Source organism: Vreelandella sp. 21, from assembly GCF_050995515.1.
Lineage (GTDB): Bacteria > Pseudomonadota > Gammaproteobacteria > Pseudomonadales > Halomonadaceae > Vreelandella > Vreelandella alkaliphila.
This window is the reverse complement of record NZ_CP194673.1, coordinates 3,616,030-3,631,009: the sequence shown is the minus strand read 5'-3', so window position 1 is coordinate 3,631,009 and position 14,980 is coordinate 3,616,030. Positions and strand designations below refer to the sequence as shown.

Sequence of the window (14,980 nt, the reverse complement as noted above, 5' to 3'; positions counted from 1 at the left end):
TTGACATTGTTCAATGGCAGGCAAGTTGCCAAAGAGCGATCATAACCTATGACCCAATGTCTAATACGTTGACCAGACAACGTAAGTCGTTTAGCTGGTTAAGCCCGCGAGCCCCATCATGAGCTTAATTCCCAGTGAAAGCAGTAACAGAACACCAGCACTCGACAACCAAAGAATCATTAACCAGCCTAAGCGCTTAGCGAGTGATTTCATTGCATTGCTCCTGTACGTTCGTACGTTTATCAACGTCAGCTTGCTCAATGGTAGGCATCACCTGGCTTCACTTTGCCGCGGAAGACGTAGTAGCTCCATGCGGTGTACATCAAAATAATTGGTAAAATAAACAGTGTTCCCACTAGGGCAAAGCCTTGGCTTTGGGGCGGAGCGGCAACCTGCCAGATAGACGCATTCGGTGGAATAATCGTTGGCCACAAGCTAATTCCCAAACCGCTGTAGCCCAGAAAAACGAGCCCTAGTACCAAAACAAACGGTAGCGCGTTGTGCTGATAAGCAATGGCACGCCACAGCCACCAGCCGGTGATTGCCACTAATAGCGGCACCGGTAAGAACCACAGTAGGTTGGGTAACGAAAACCAGCGTGACGCAATGTTTGGATAGGCCAGCGGCGTCCAGACACTTATCAGGGCGATCATTATGAGTAGCCCGATGATTAACGGCTTGGTGATCTGATACATCCGCTGCTGCAAGGGGCCTTCAGTTTTCATAATCAGCCAGGTACTGCCAAGCAGTGCATAAGCAAACAGCAGGCCGATGCCGCAAAATAGCGAGAATGGCGTTAGCCAATCTAGTGCGCCTCCGCTGTAGTGAACGCCATCGAAAGCGATACCTTGAATATAAGCACCTAATGCAATGCCTTGAGCCGTCGTTGCCAGCAGCGAGCCGCCAATAAAGGCTTTATCCCATACATGCCGTCGCTTGGGGGATGCTTTGAAGCGAAACTCAAAGGCGACGCCGCGAAAAATCAGCCCTAGTAACATCACGATTAGCGGAATAGCGAGCGCTTCCAACACGACTGCATAGGCGAGGGGAAATGCAGCAAACAACCCTGCTCCGCCTAGCACCAACCATGTTTCGTTACCGTCCCACACTGGCGCAACGGTGTTCATCATAATGTCTCGGTCTTGCTCGTTATGAACATGCAGAAAGAGCAAACCAATGCCCAAGTCAAACCCATCCATGACCACATACATCATCAATCCAAACAGAATGATAATGGCCCAGGTGAGTGATAGATCAATTCCCATGGTGCACCCCGTTCTAATTAGTGAGTCGTGTTGCTCAGCGTTTCATTGGCTGCCGAGAGAGGCCGAGCAGGCGTGCGATGATGGCCCGGGCCGCCTAACGTAGGTGCGGAGGGCTCGCTTGGGCCTTTGTTTACCAGGTGCAACATGTACATAGCGCCGGTGCCAAAAACCGCCAGATACACCACCACAAAAATGGTCAAGCTAATACTGAGGTGAACAGCACTGTGCGCTGAAGCTGCATCGGCGGTTCTTAATAATCCGTAAACCACCCAGGGTTGTCGGCCTACTTCTGTGGTAAACCAGCCCGCTAGCAGTGCCACTAATCCTGCTGGCCCCATGCATAGGGTGCAGATAAGAAATCTACGGGACTCATAAAGTTGGCCTTTGAGGCGCAGGGTGTTGCCCACGATGGCAAGCAAAATCATTAATACGCCCAACCCCACCATCAGCCGAAAGCTCCAAAACACGATGGTCGAATTGGGTCTGTCTTGTGGGGCGAACTCGTTAAGGGCGGGCACCTGCTCGGTCAAACTATGTTGCAACAGCAGGCTTCCCAGCACGGGTATTTCCAGTTTGAAGCGGGTTTCTTCACGTGCCATATCGGGCCAGCCGAATAGAATGAGTGGGGTGGGTTCGCCGCTGCTGTTATCCCAGTGTCCTTCGATGGCGGCGATTTTGGCAGGCTGATGCTTAAGTGTATTGAGGCCATGAAAGTCGCCCACCACTGCCTGAAGCGGAGCGGTGATCGCCAGCATAATCAGCGCCATGGAGAGCATAGTGCGCACCTCGGCGGATTGCTTGCCCCGCAGCAGCAGCCAAGCGCCAGAGGCTGCGACGAATAAGGCTGTACTCAAAAAGGCGGCTAGCGCCATATGGGCAAGTCGGTAGGGGAACGAGGGATTAAAGACAATCTTCATCCAGTCAACTGGAATCACAGCACCATTAACGATTTCGTGCCCTTGAGGCGTCTGCATCCAGCTGTTGGAGGAGAGAATCCAAAACATCGACACGATGGTGCCGAGTGCGACCATGCAGGTAGTGAAAAAGTGTAAGCCTCGGCCAACACGCTCCCAGCCAAATAGCATTACGCCTAAAAATCCGGCTTCAAGGAAGAAGGCTGTAAGCACTTCATAGGTGAGCAAAGGCCCTGTGACGCTGCCTGCAAAGGCGGAAAATCCGCTCCAGTGGGTCCCAAACTGGTACGCCATCACAATGCCGGATACCACACCCATCGCAAAATTAACGGCGAATATTTTTGACCAGAAATGGTAAAGGAGGCGATAGGTATCCTGCTGGGTTTTTAGCCATAGCCCCTCTAATACCGCTAAGTAACTGGCTAGCCCGATGGTGATGGCGGGAAAGATGATATGAAAGGAAATAGTAAAGGCAAACTGAACTCTGGCCAGGTCTATGGCCTCAATTCCGAGCATGGCGCTTCCTCCGGTGGCAGCCACTCTCTTTAACTCAATAGTGGGCCGGTATAGCCGCTGTGTGGCTTCATCGGAATAGTCTATTACCTGCTGTATTTCACAACAGACTCAGTTTTTCATTAAAAAACCATATCAGTTGAGAGGTGTCACGAAGTAAGCAACATAACAGCAATGAGTTAGAATCGGTTTGCTAGAACCGAGTTGTTAAAACATAGTTGCTACAGAAGAGTTATTGAAAATAGTTATTAAAATAGGGTTATTAAAACAAGGGTGTTAAAACAGAGTTAATAGCTGTCCTAGGGTTTCCATGCCCCGCTCGCTGCGTGCTGTCCACGGGTGGCCATAGCTTAAGCGTACGCAATGCCGGAACTGCTGAGTTGCGGAAAAAATGGGGCCTGGCGCCAAGCTAACACCATGGTCGAGCGCCATGTTGAATAAGCGTAGTGAATCAACTTTTTCAGGAAACTCTACCCACAAAAAGTAGCCGCCATCAGGCCGAGTGATACGTGTTTGGGTGGGAAAGTAGCGGTCTGCAGACGCCAGCATACTGCCTTGTTGGGCTTCTAGAGTGTGGCGGAGCTTACGTAAGTGACGGTCATAGCCGCCGTGCTGTAAATAGTCGGCAATGGCTGCTTGCGCGGGAATGGAAGGCGAAATAGTCGTCATTAACTTCAGTCGTGAAATAGCTTCGGCGTAGCGCCCTCCCGCTACCCAGCCAACGCGATAGCCAGGCGCCAAACATTTCGAGAAAGAGCTGCAGTGAATGACTAACCCCTCATCATCAAACGCTTTCACTGGGGCAGGCGGTGTGCTGCCAAAGTACAGCTCGGCATACACATCATCCTCTAGCATGGGGACTTGGTGCTGCTTTAATAGTTGATAAAGGGTTTGCTTTCGTTCATTGCTTAGGCTGGCGCCGAGCGGGTTTTGCAGATGGCTCATAAACCAGCAGGCTTTGATAGGTAGCGACGCCAATCGCTCTGCTAACACATCAAGGTCGATACCCTCGCGTGGATGCACTGGAATCTCCACTGCACGCAGTTTTAGCCGCTCCAATACTTGCAGGCTGGCATAAAACGCCGGGGACTCAACCGCCACCAAATCGCCAGGTTGGGTCACGCATTGCAGTGCTAAGTTGAGCGCTTCCATCGCGCCATTGGTAATCACCAGCTCTTCCATTGGCAGCTGAATGCCTCCCAGCATATAGCGGAGAGCGATTTGTCGGCACAGGTCGACATGCCCGGTGGTCATGTCGGCCACTACCTGCTGAGGAGAAAGCTCGCGCAGACCACGTGTCATGCTGGTGCTCAGCCGCGAAAGTGGGAAAAGCTCAGGGCTTGGGAAAGCTGACCCAAAAGGCACCGTTCGATCATCCTGCAGTGAGTCGAGCACCGAGAACACTAGCTCACTGACTTCTACTTCCGCGGGGTCGGTGGGCTGCAACGTCACACGTGGCTCGCCCAGCAAGCGCCGAGCATGTTCACGAACAAAATAGCCTGAGCGTGCTCGTGCTGTGATGAGACCGCGGTTTTCGAGTAAGTAGTACGCCTGAAACACCGTGGATGGGCTGATCCCATGGTGACGACTGGCCTGGCGAACAGACGGAATTCGCTCCCCAGGACCAAGCACGCCCTGACGAATTAGCGTGGCTATCTCATCGGCAAATTGTTCGTAACGTTTCATGGGATAAACCGTCGGTGCGTTGAGGGTAGCGCCAGGATACTCCATCACAGTTTTAGGCGGCACAGGTGAGACTCTCTGCTAGAGGGAAATGCCACTGTGACGCATGTGGGAAATTTAAAACAGGCTCAAATCCATTAATAAAAAGCATATCAGAAGGTAAATTTATAAGCTGTTTAGGTTCAACTGATACGCAATATTTCTCTAAAACTGCGCCTGTTTGTTAGTCAGCGTAGTGGGGATAGTGGTGGTTAATAATCGGCGACGCCCCTCGACCGTATGACCTCCATTCCCTCTTTTCTGGATATCGGTATGACGCAACGCATTCCATTGCAAAACCTAACCACTGAGGCAGCGGTTGAACACCACTCGCCTGCATCTAATGATTCCCGTCACCAGCCTTCTAGTAGCAACCCGTCCAATAATAAGCCACCCAAGCTTGGGCATATTTATGTGCGAGAAATTGGTGGTTTTTTTCAGCGCATCCGGCGCAGCTCAAACTGGTTGTTAATGACGCTGTATTTTGGCTTGCCATGGGTTAATTGGGGGGACCGGCCGTTGGTGTGGTTTGATCTTGCTGCGCAAGAGTTCCATATTTTTGCGGCGACGTTTTATCCACAAGACTTTATCTTGCTCACCTGGATCTTGGTATTGTGCGCGTTTGGCCTGTTTTTGATCACAGTAGCGGCGGGGCGCGTGTGGTGTGGCTATAGCTGCCCGCAAAGCGTCTGGACCTTTCTGTTTATCTGGTTTGAGCATCGCTTGGAAGGGCCACGGCACCGTCGCATACGTCGTGATAACGCATCACGTACCTTTGACACGCTTTGGCGCAAAACCGCTAAACATACGGCTTGGTTGCTAATCGCGCTGGCAACGGGGATCGCCTTTGTCGGTTACTTCACGCCGATTAGAGCGTTGGTAGTAGATTTTGTCAGCTTGAGTGCGCACCCCTGGGTGCTATTTTGGATCGGCTTCTTCACGGTTTTTACGTACCTGAATGCGGGTTGGCTACGCCACCAAGTATGCCTCCATATGTGTCCTTACTCGCGTTTTCAATCGGCAATGTTCGACGCTAATACACTGATTGTTTCTTATGATGTTGCGCGTGGTGAACCTCGTCGTAATCATCATCCAAAGGATACTGAGGCATCCAGTGTTGGTGACTGCATCGATTGTGAGCTGTGTGTTCAGGTGTGCCCAACAGGTATCGATATTCGTGATGGACTGCAGTACGAATGCATTGGCTGCGCCGCGTGTATTGATGCCTGTGACAGCGTCATGGCACGGATTAATAAACCGCTTGGTCTCGTGCGGTATACCACGGAGCGCGCGTTGGAGGGTAAAGACACCCGTTTCTGGCGCCCTCAACTGATCGCCTATGCTGTGGCGCTGCTCTCTATGGTGGTGCTGCTCGTTGGCTTCTTAAACACCCGTGTGCCCATCGATGTAGATATTGCGCGAGATCGCCAAGCGTTGTTTGAAGGTACTGAAAGTGGACGCATCGTCAACTACTACAACGTAACGCTGCGCAATCAAGATACCGATCCTCACCGCTATGTGTTAACGGCATCCGGCTTGCCAGGGCTGCGCTTACAAGGCATGGAAACCATTGACGTAGAGGCTAACGAGACTCGCCGCTTACGGGTTGCTCTCAGCGCCGATGAGGGTGTTTTGACTCAACCCAGCCACCCCATTGAGCTGCGCTTTACATCGCTGGAAGAACCATCGGTAACGCGTGTGAGTGAAACGCGTTTCCTGGGGCCGTCGAGATAACCGTCTTTTTCTTGGTCAAGATGATGACGTTGACTAGCTATGCTGCCTTCTAGAAAAATCTAGTGGGCAGCATCGGTTGTTGTTAGTGTTTTCTTCATATTTTCGTTAGTGCGCTTCACTTTTTTACTGCGCAACTTACAAGCGTGGGATATAGCGGGCGGTACCACTTGCAGAGTTCTTTACATTGATGTTTTTTTATATGACATCAATTGGTTACGTTATAAAAATAGCAAATTTTCTAATTATCAGAGATCATATGTAAATGTAAAAAACGCTTACGCATGAATCATTGCGGTATATTTCAAGGTAGAGCATGGTGACATCCAACTTATTTTCGCTTGATGATTTCCCAATAGGGTGCATGGTTACTGACTATAAGCGTCGGATTCTCTATAGTAATCGCTATCTTGAGCAGTATCACGGTTATTCAACGCGTGATTTATTAGGCGCCGATCTGTTCATTTTATTGAGCAAAGCGTCACAGATTATGTATGACACTTATATAGTGCCTATTTTAGTTCGGGAAAAGCAGTGCGACGAAATACGGCTTTCAATGGTGACTCGTTCTACAAGTACCCTGCCAATCGTGGTGAATGTGCTTTGCGATGATAGTGCCAATGAGCGTATTTTCTGGAGTGTCAGTAGTTCTAGCCGATCTGACCAATTATTTCAGGAGTTGACGGAGACTAAAAAGCTTCTTGAGCAGAAGGTCTCTTTGCTACGCACTTTATCAGATACCGATCAATTGACCGGTTTACCTAACCGCGCGGCTTTGACCAAGCACCTTGATCAGAAAATCATTGATTTACAGAAAAATGATATGGCGTTCGCGCTTGCGTTTGTTGATCTTGATGGCTTTAAAGAGGTGAATGATCTCTATGGTCACCATATGGGCGATAGAATTCTTCAATTAGTAGCCAAACGCTTGGCTACTAATTTAAGAAGCGACGATTTGATTGCTCGTTTTGGTGGCGATGAGTTTGTTATTTTTTTGAATGGACGCTTTAGTGCCGGTTTAGTTGAAGAGTCACTTTCTCGACTTATTAATAAACTTTCAGAACCCTTTGATATAGATTCGGTGTTGTTAAAGCTCTCTGCCAGTATAGGCGTTACCCTCTATCCGCAATCGAAAGAGGTAGAGCCTGACCAATTGATTCGTCAAGCCGATCAGGCGATGTATCAAGCAAAGCTGTCAGGAAAAAATCAGATTTGTTTATTTAATGTGGGTAATGAACAAGTCCAAAAAGGCAAACAATCAGAGTTAAATGCTATTAGAGCTGCGATGGGCGCTAATCAGTTTGAGCTTTATTTCCAGCCCAAAATTAATATGCTCACGGGGAGGGTGATTGGAGCTGAAGCGCTCATACGCTGGAACCACCCCAGCGACGGATTAAAAGAACCCGCCACTTTTTTGCCTGTGCTGAATAATACGTCGACTGGCGTGGAGCTGGGGAGATGGGTTATCACTAGCGCACTTTGCCAGCTTCAGGAGTGGCTTCAGCAAGGACTGGATTTACATGTCAGTGTCAATATCGATGGGTATCACTTACAGCATTCCCAGTTTCTCTGCGATTTAAGCCACATACTTGCTGACTTTCCTGGTTTGCCAAAACAGCGACTTGAGCTTGAGGTTTTGGAAACAAGCACTATTGAGGATGTTAGCCATGTTTACTCGGTGCTCAATGCTTGCCGAATGATGGGAATCCGTATCTCGTTAGATGACTTTGGTACCGGGTACTCCTCTTTAAGCCATCTTAGAGACCTATCAGTTGATACACTAAAAATTGATCGTAGTTTCGTTCAAAATATGCTGTCTAGCGCTGGAGATTTAGCGATTCTTAAAGGTGTTATTGGTTTTGCCGGCGCATTCGAATGTGATTTGGTCGCTGAAGGTGTTGAAACGCTTCAACATAGCCAACAGCTTATTGAGCTTGGCTGCGAATGTGGGCAAGGATATTTTATTGCCCGTCCAATGCCTGCTCATGCCTTCAAACCCTGGGTTGAAGAGTGGCATCAGCACGCTTTTAAGAAGCAATTCAAACGTCATCGATAGTTAATTTTTGGTATATAAAACCGTTAAGCTAAGGGAGCAAAGCAAACGTGTTAACAAAAGAGCGAGTCATAGCTCGAAATAATGTAACCGTTGTTGGGTCAGGCAATAAAACCCTGATGCTTGCTCACGGTTTTGGCTGTGACCAACATATGTGGCAGTACCTTATCCCCCAGCTTGAAGAGCACTACACGCTGGTCTTGTTTGACTATGTAGGATCAGGTCAATCAACAATTTCTGCCTTCAGCGAGTCACGCTATAATACGCTGGAAGGTTATGCTCGTGATGTTACCGATATTTGTGATGCTCTCAATTTGAGCGAGGTGCATTTTGTTGGGCATTCTGTTAGTTGCAACATTGGCCTCTTAGCGGCCATTGCCAGCCCCGAGCGATTCGCTAGTCATATTATGATTTGTCCCTCGCCTTGCTTTCTCAATATGCCACCCAACTATTACGGTGGCTTTGAGCGTAGTGATCTGGAAGAACTTATTGGCTTAATGGATCGAAATTATATCGGATGGGCTAATTATCTGGCACCACTGATTATGGGGTCTGGGACGTCTCATGCGTTAATTGGAGAGCTCTCCAGCAGTTTCTGTTCAACCGACCCGTTAGTGGCGAAAACCTTTGCGCGAGCTACCTTCTTTTCGGATTACAGACATTTACTACCTCAAGCGAAACACGCGGCGCTATTGCTTCAAAGCGAAGTAGACTCCCTTGCTAGCCCGGAAGTAGGGCGTTATATCCATGCGCAAATGCCTCATAGCACACTGCGTGTTATGGCAAGCGAGGGGCACTGTATCCACATGACGCATCCAGAGCTTGTCGCTCGGGAAATTAACGCCTGGTTAGAGGGTAGGCGTTAACGTGTGAGTAGACCGTGTCGTAGGTTAGTTAGAGCTTGTAGGGCAAGAGGTGCTAGCTCTTGCCCTGGACGGTTCGCATAACGGCTTAGTATGTTTTATTACCTAGTGTGTTGTTTATAAAAGTATTTTATCGAATCAAGTTCTTCAGAGAATTGCTTATTGGCGTAAGGATGCGGTGGCATCTTGTGGGCCATGGACAACATCTTTAAGTTCGACGTGCCGTATTTCATCAATATCAGTTAGCTCATCTAAATCGAAATGAATATAGTTAAGGCTGTCGTAAGAGCGTATGTGGAAGTGCCGCTGCTGGAGGTCAATCAATGACGTCCAGGAGGTGTACTCAGACGTGTAGACGCGATTATTGTTAACGCCTGGGGCCGCAATGTTTTCAATAGAATCATGGAAACGGTTGTCGATAGTAATGCCGCGCGGACGGTCAAAATTATTCATGACGTGCGCCAGCGTGGTGATTGCATTATCAGCATCTTCCGCTTTTTCGGCAAACTGAGAATAGTAAACGGCGCGTACAAAGCGGCCAACCGATGTGTTTGAGGCGGGGAGCCCAGCAGTGGCGATGCCTGAATCAGGTTGGGCGAGTGTTACCCCATTAAGCTCCAATTTTGATTGATCAATGTTGCTTAAAAATGTGTAGTTGTTCAGGTTAGTCATATGCCAGGAAAATTCTGGCCCATTCGTCATAACACCTAGCGGGTTATCAATAATATTTTGTTCGCCGTTAGCAAACTCGATCACAATTGAATTACCCGTAGCGTCATGCAGGGTGTAATGGAACGGTGTTTTTAGTAACCCATGGGGTAGTAATGAAGTGACTAATACAGGTTGTTCTTCTAATGCCTGTTTGACTTCGTCGACTGTATCAAACTGAGAAAGCGTCCAGGCGCCTAAGTCGATAGCGGCTAGCACTGCTTGTGTGTTGTCGACCATATCTACGGGACCTTCGGTACTCGCGAATGCCAGCACGCTGAATGTTAGGCCTTTGTCATTAAGCCCTTCCGCTACTTTTACGTCTCCTGAGACTGGGTCAGGTACGCTAATCGCTACAAATGCGTTTTGACCAGTAAAGTCTAGTGCATGATGTTTGTCAGCTTGCGAACCAAAGGTAGTGCCTTCAGGAAAGTAAGATACCTTGTAAGGTAACTCCATGGGCAATTCCATGGTGCGGCCCGCATAATAGTGATCATTTGCGTCGCTATAGAGAAGGGAAGTGCAAGCGGATACGGTGGGTGCTATGGCGATACTGGCAACGGCGATACATAGCGACGCTAAACGAGGTTTAGAAAGACGTAGCATCATATATTTCCTCACAAAATCATTAAGAATTAACATACGTTACAGTAAACTATATCGTAATTTATAAAAAATAAAATTTAAGTGAAAGTTAATTCTGGTGAGGTAGGGTCTTGATGTAGAGTATCTTAAATACTACTAAGTTATTCTAAAGAGAAAAGATTAGTGCGGCTTGGCCGCAGAAACTGAGTGCAATACCTGAGTATTTCGCTAAGGTGTTGTGCTGGTGTGCCATGAGCAAGGCTTGTTGGGTAACGAACTCTTTGTCATAAGATGTCCTCTGATGCTCTGGCAGGGCGAAGTTTGGATTTGGTGATCAGCTCGAGAGGATTGGCAAGAAGTGGGTTGAGCCGATTACTACTTGGTGAGGTAAGCTACGCTTGTATGGTGGATTCTGCACACTGGGCGCGGCGGCGGCACTTTATATCGAATGCTTCGTTTCTGCTGAGCATATCCGTGTGTCATCTGGCGGCTAAGTAGTGGGCGACTACTTGATCGAGTCACAATTGAGAGCTTGTAGCGACATTTAGTGCATTGATGTCGCTGATTTAGGTTGGGCACTTCTGCAACCGTCTTGGTGTCAACGGACAATAGGCAAGTCCTCTCAGGCATCCAGAGGCGAGGGCTTGCCGTTTGAACATAGCCTGAACAATCTTAACCATTCATCTTGGTTATACACTCACCGATTGGCGAATGAGCTGTGCTTTTTCCAATAATAACGGCCGGTAAGTTTCTAGCAACGTAGGCATATCCACGCGGGCGGCATTGGTACTGATATTCATCGCGCCGATCAGTTTTTCATGGGTATCAAACACGGGTACTGCAATCGAGCGCAGACCGGAATCCAGCTCTTGATCGGTAATCGCATAACCCTGTTCCCGTGCTTGCTGAATCGCCGCTTTTAGTGATGCGCTATCGGTAATGGTTTTGTCGGTATGGCGCGTCAAGGTGAGCTGACTTAGGTAGCTATCCAACTCGCTATCCGGCAGTTGGGCAAGTAGCACTCGACCCATGGATGTGTATGCCGCCGGTAGGCGAGTGCCGACGGAAAGCGTGATCGCCATCAAGCGGTGCGGGGCAGCTGAGCGGGCCAGATAGATAACGTCGTCGCCATCGAGTACCCCAAGCGATGAAGATTCACCACACTGGCGGGTAATATCCTCCAGATACTGCTGAATGACGCCTCGGTAATTATTAGACGCTAAATAGGAGTAGCCTAGCTGCAGCACTTTGGGGGTTAGCTCGAAGTAGCGTTGCTGTTTGCGCACATAGCCAAGGGCGTGGAGCGTCAGTAAAAATCGCCGTGCTTTCGCGCGGTTCATTCCTGTACGCTCGGCGACTTCGCTGAGTGTCATCCGCGTGTGCGTCTCATCAAACGCCATCACGACTTCTAGCCCGCTGGCCAGCGCGGCAACAAAATCACGATCCGTCGGTTTTAAAGCATCTTCTGGTAGGGCATTACTCATGAGTGTCTCGGCTGCGTCAATGTAGGTACGAGGCGAGAAAATAACATTTTGTTCGAATGGCGAACAACAAGAGGCGTTGCTCAGCGGTAAATCGGAGTTGACTTGTGGAAGCTTCATAAAGGCTTAGAGGCAAGTCTTAAGAGATCGCTAGCGAGTATTTTCGTCTATGGAGGGGGCATCAGCGCTCATATACCGCTCTTTCCATCTATGAAAAAGGGTGGACCAAAAGGCCCACCCATTAGCAAATTCCTGACTTAGGAAGGTTGCTGATTACTTCGAATTTCTAATCGGTAACTCAGAAGCACTGAACGTGCTCGCGTCGGTTTGGTGTTGTGCTGATGAATCAGGGTAGGCGATCTGATTGGCTTCACCAGAGCCGCGCTCGGCAAGTGCTGCACCTGAGAATAAAATTAGGGCGGCTGCTGCTACTGTATTGATTAACTTCATAACTTTTAACCTCACGTTAAATAAAACGTCTCTACATTTGCGATGACTGTTCATCGCTATATGGACGACGAGAGATATTGTAAGCAGGCTAACATAATTATTAAATTGATTAAAAGTACTCGAACCATTCTATTATTTAGAATGGTTGTTGAGGGGCGGCGTCGGGGACTAGGATTGGTCACTAACGCATAAAAACGAGGTGTGACGAGTGAAACGTCACGCGACTCCCGTGAGGTCAAACGACAGCTTTGCGTTAGGTAGCGGGTGGTAGGGGCAAATGGTTGCGAACAGGGCAATGCGTTTGCCAAGCAAGACCGAGAGGCGCTTACTTGGCAAGGCAATGAAGTAGTGAACGGTGAAGTAATACGTGGTGGAGCAGTACGCTGCGCTTAGTTTAGCGTAGCTTCAAGGCGCTCGGCTCGTTCACCCGGAGCGGGGTGGCTGGAGAAGAAGCTGCTGTTGTTGCCGTATGCTGCTTCCAATTTGCGTAGCGCAGTCAAAGAGGCTTCTGTATTCAGGTTGTACTGCTGCATCAACTCAACAGCGTAGTCATCAGCTTCATTTTCCTGACGTTGGGAGAACTGGGCATTCACCAGTTTTTCGCCCAGCTCACCAAGTTCAGAGCTGGACAGTGCCGCAGCAGTAGCACTTCCGCTGGCAGCGGCGGCTTCACGTGCAGCCGATGCTGCGTAAGCAACTTGGAAAGCACGCTTGGAGTGTCCCAGCGCCACGTGGCCAATCTCATGAGCGATAACGTAACGTACTTCATCGTCTGTCATTGCGTCCATTAGGCCGGTATGCAGCCGGATAGAGCCGTTGGGTACCGCAAAAGCGTTGATGTCATCCAACTGATAGACATTGAACTCAAGATCGTTTCCGTCGATATTTTCCCAACCCTGGGTCAGGCTTGCCAGCCGCTCGGCATATTGACTGTCACTGGCGACAAGCTGGTTTTCGGCATCAAGCTGGGCAATCGTTTGATCACCTAGTTGTTGCATCTGTTCGTCACTCATGGTGACAGCGCCTACTAGGCCGGTGCCAGCGGAGAGCATACCGCCCATGTCTGCACCTGATTGACAGCCGCTGAGAGTGAGTACGGCAGCTAAACCTAAGGTGCAGAATGTAGAGCGTACTAAGGGCGTTGTTTGCATCGCCAGTTCCTTTGTCGATAAATAATAGACGTTGTGAATTCAACATGGCGCTTATAAAAGCGCGCTAACTATACTGTATGCCGCTATGTGGCTCTATACTTCAAACAGCGGATTGAGGGCTATCTTCATGAACAAGTGCAACATGTAGCACATCAGGTTTATTAACTCTCGACTAAACGACGTTGGCCTTCAGAGTGGCGCTTGTTTAGGATCAAGGGTGATCCTTCATCAACTAGCGAGCCGTTCTTATGAAGCCTGAAACCATTGCCCTCCACCATGGCTATGCGCCTGATTCACAAAACGCAGTTGCCGTGCCGATCCACCAGACCACGTCGTTTTCATTTGATAGCGCCCAGCACGCGGCGGATCTGTTTGATCTGAAAGTGGAAGGGAATATTTACTCGCGTATTATGAACCCAACCTGCTCGGTGCTGGAGCAGCGGGTGGCTGCGCTAGAAGGCGGCATTGCAGGATTGGCGGTGGCGTCTGGGATGGCTGCGATTACTTATGCGATCCAAACCATCGCTGAAGCAGGCGATAATATCGTTTCGATTAGCGAGCTGTATGGCGGCACTTACAACTTGTTTGCCCACACCTTGCCACGCCAAGGTATTCAAGTCAGGTTTGCCGATAAAGATGATATCGACGGCATCGAAGCGTTAATTGATGAGCGTACCAAAGCGGTGTTTTGCGAGAGCATCGGTAATCCATCCGGTGGCGTGGTGGACCTGCAAAAGCTAGCTGACGCGGCACATCGCCATGGGGTACCGGTGATTGTTGATAACACCACTGCAACGCCGTTCTTGTGTCGGCCCATTGAGCACGGAGCGGATATTGTCGTTCACTCGGCCACGAAATATATCGGTGGCCACGGGACTACGGTGGGCGGCGTGATTGTTGATTCAGGCACATTCCCCTGGGCGGAAAATGCCAGCCGTTTCCCGCTGCTTAACGAGCCAGACATCTCCTATCACGGCGTTAGCTATACCCGCGATGTGGGCGACGCCGCCTTTATTGCCCGTGCTCGCGTGGTACCGCTACGCAACATGGGCGCAGCGCTTTCGGCTCAAGCGGCCTGGAACCTGCTTCAGGGGCTGGAAACGCTGTCACTGCGTATTGAACGCATTTGTGCCAATGCGTTAGCCGTTGCCAAGCATTTGGAAAACCATCCGTTGGTCACCTGGGTGCACTATGCAGGTTTGGAAAATCACCCTGACCATGCGCTGGCCAAGCATTATATGAATGGCCATGCCTCGGGAATTCTTAGCTTTGGCATTGAGGGCGGCCAGGCCGCAGGTGAGCGCTTCTACGATGCCCTGTCGCTGATTTTGCGTTTGGTTAATATCGGCGATGCCAAGAGCTGCTCTTCGATTCCAGCATCTACTACCCACCGCCAGTTAAATGAGCAGGAGTTAAAGGCCGCAGGTGTTACACCGGATATGGTGCGCTTGTCGATTGGCATTGAGCATATCGACGACCTGCTAGCAGATATTGATCAAGCGTTAGCGGCTTCTCAAGGATAAAGTACCTCTGGTTCTGTCTTT

General features: G+C 49.4%; 12 protein-coding genes. 4 read left to right on the top strand and 8 right to left on the bottom strand.

Translation table 11 applies throughout. The features are described from left to right. Positions 1–90: 90 nt before the first annotated feature. From ACN06F_RS16470 to mapR, 4 genes are all read right to left on the bottom strand, one after another. Positions 91–213, bottom strand: coding sequence for a DUF2474 family protein (locus ACN06F_RS16470; protein ID WP_433924334.1), 123 nt, complete (start codon positions 211–213; stop codon positions 91–93). 44 nt (positions 214–257) lie between these two features. Then, a complete protein-coding gene (gene cydB / locus ACN06F_RS16465) occupies positions 258–1,265 on the bottom strand; it encodes a cytochrome d ubiquinol oxidase subunit II (RefSeq protein WP_120386195.1) in 1,008 nt (335 codons plus the stop codon). Positions 1,266–1,282: 17 nt separating this feature from the next. Next, positions 1,283–2,695, bottom strand: coding sequence for a cytochrome ubiquinol oxidase subunit I (locus tag ACN06F_RS16460; RefSeq protein ID WP_433924333.1), 1,413 nt, complete (start codon positions 2,693–2,695; stop codon positions 1,283–1,285). Between the two features lie 273 nt (positions 2,696–2,968). Next, positions 2,969–4,378 (bottom strand): GntR family transcriptional regulator MpaR, encoded by a 1,410-nt coding sequence (gene mapR / locus ACN06F_RS16455; RefSeq protein WP_433925129.1) that lies wholly within the window; start codon positions 4,376–4,378, stop codon positions 2,969–2,971. A gap of 309 nt (positions 4,379–4,687) precedes the next feature. Between mapR and ccoG the strand changes: the two genes are divergently transcribed. The 3 genes from ccoG (at position 4,688) to ACN06F_RS16440 (ending at position 9,064) form a co-directional block, all read left to right on the top strand. Next, a complete protein-coding gene (gene ccoG, locus ACN06F_RS16450; protein WP_433924332.1) occupies positions 4,688–6,148 on the top strand; it encodes a cytochrome c oxidase accessory protein CcoG in 1,461 nt (486 codons plus the stop codon). A gap of 313 nt (positions 6,149–6,461) precedes the next feature. Then, positions 6,462–8,201 carry a sensor domain-containing protein gene (locus tag ACN06F_RS16445; RefSeq protein ID WP_038478970.1) on the top strand — a complete coding sequence of 580 codons (1,740 nt, stop codon included), beginning with the start codon at positions 6,462–6,464 and terminating at the stop codon, positions 8,199–8,201. A gap of 47 nt (positions 8,202–8,248) precedes the next feature. Next, positions 8,249–9,064: an alpha/beta fold hydrolase gene (locus tag ACN06F_RS16440; RefSeq protein ID WP_038478967.1), complete on the top strand. Its 816-nt coding sequence runs from the start codon at positions 8,249–8,251 to the stop codon at positions 9,062–9,064. A 156-nt stretch (positions 9,065–9,220) separates the two neighbouring features. Here ACN06F_RS16440 and ACN06F_RS16435 read toward each other — a convergent pair whose 3' ends face one another. The 4 genes from ACN06F_RS16435 to ACN06F_RS16420 form a co-directional block, all read right to left on the bottom strand. Beyond that, positions 9,221–10,378 carry a linear amide C-N hydrolase gene (locus ACN06F_RS16435; RefSeq protein ID WP_433924331.1) on the bottom strand — a complete coding sequence of 386 codons (1,158 nt, stop codon included), beginning with the start codon at positions 10,376–10,378 and terminating at the stop codon, positions 9,221–9,223. Between the two features lie 665 nt (positions 10,379–11,043). Continuing rightward, positions 11,044–11,838, bottom strand: coding sequence for an IclR family transcriptional regulator domain-containing protein (locus tag ACN06F_RS16430; protein ID WP_120386200.1), 795 nt, complete (start codon positions 11,836–11,838; stop codon positions 11,044–11,046). 270 nt (positions 11,839–12,108) lie between these two features. Continuing rightward, entirely contained in the window at positions 12,109–12,285 is a 177-nt protein-coding gene (locus tag ACN06F_RS16425; RefSeq protein WP_167457104.1) for a hypothetical protein, read from the bottom strand. 389 nt (positions 12,286–12,674) lie between these two features. Further along, a complete protein-coding gene (locus tag ACN06F_RS16420) occupies positions 12,675–13,436 on the bottom strand; it encodes a M48 family metalloprotease (RefSeq protein ID WP_433924330.1) in 762 nt (253 codons plus the stop codon). 248 nt (positions 13,437–13,684) lie between these two features. On the opposite strand from ACN06F_RS16420, the gene ACN06F_RS16415 reads away from it, so the two are divergent. Then, entirely contained in the window at positions 13,685–14,959 is a 1,275-nt protein-coding gene (locus tag ACN06F_RS16415) for an O-acetylhomoserine aminocarboxypropyltransferase/cysteine synthase family protein (protein WP_120386201.1), read from the top strand. Positions 14,960–14,980: the final 21 nt, after the last annotated feature.

Bases quoted from the DNA above. Each gene is read 5' to 3' on its own strand.
- ACN06F_RS16470 (WP_433924334.1), bottom strand. From the start codon at position 213: ATGAAATCACTCGCTAAGCGCTTAGGCTGGTTAATGATTCTTTGGTTG.
- cydB (WP_120386195.1), bottom strand. From the start codon at position 1,265: ATGGGAATTGATCTATCACTCACCTGGGCCATTATCATTCTGTTTGGA.
- ACN06F_RS16460 (WP_433924333.1), bottom strand. From the start codon at position 2,695: ATGCTCGGAATTGAGGCCATAGACCTGGCCAGAGTTCAGTTTGCCTTT.
- mapR (WP_433925129.1), bottom strand. From the start codon at position 4,378: ATGAAACGTTACGAACAATTTGCCGATGAGATAGCCACGCTAATTCGT.
- ccoG (WP_433924332.1), top strand. From the start codon at position 4,688: ATGACGCAACGCATTCCATTGCAAAACCTAACCACTGAGGCAGCGGTT.
- ACN06F_RS16445 (WP_038478970.1), top strand. From the start codon at position 6,462: ATGGTGACATCCAACTTATTTTCGCTTGATGATTTCCCAATAGGGTGC.
- ACN06F_RS16435 (WP_433924331.1), bottom strand. From the start codon at position 10,378: ATGATGCTACGTCTTTCTAAACCTCGTTTAGCGTCGCTATGTATCGCC.
- ACN06F_RS16430 (WP_120386200.1), bottom strand. From the start codon at position 11,838: ATGAGTAATGCCCTACCAGAAGATGCTTTAAAACCGACGGATCGTGAT.
- ACN06F_RS16425 (WP_167457104.1), bottom strand. From the start codon at position 12,285: ATGAAGTTAATCAATACAGTAGCAGCAGCCGCCCTAATTTTATTCTCA.
- ACN06F_RS16420 (WP_433924330.1), bottom strand. From the start codon at position 13,436: ATGCAAACAACGCCCTTAGTACGCTCTACATTCTGCACCTTAGGTTTA.
- ACN06F_RS16415 (WP_120386201.1), top strand. From the start codon at position 13,685: ATGAAGCCTGAAACCATTGCCCTCCACCATGGCTATGCGCCTGATTCA.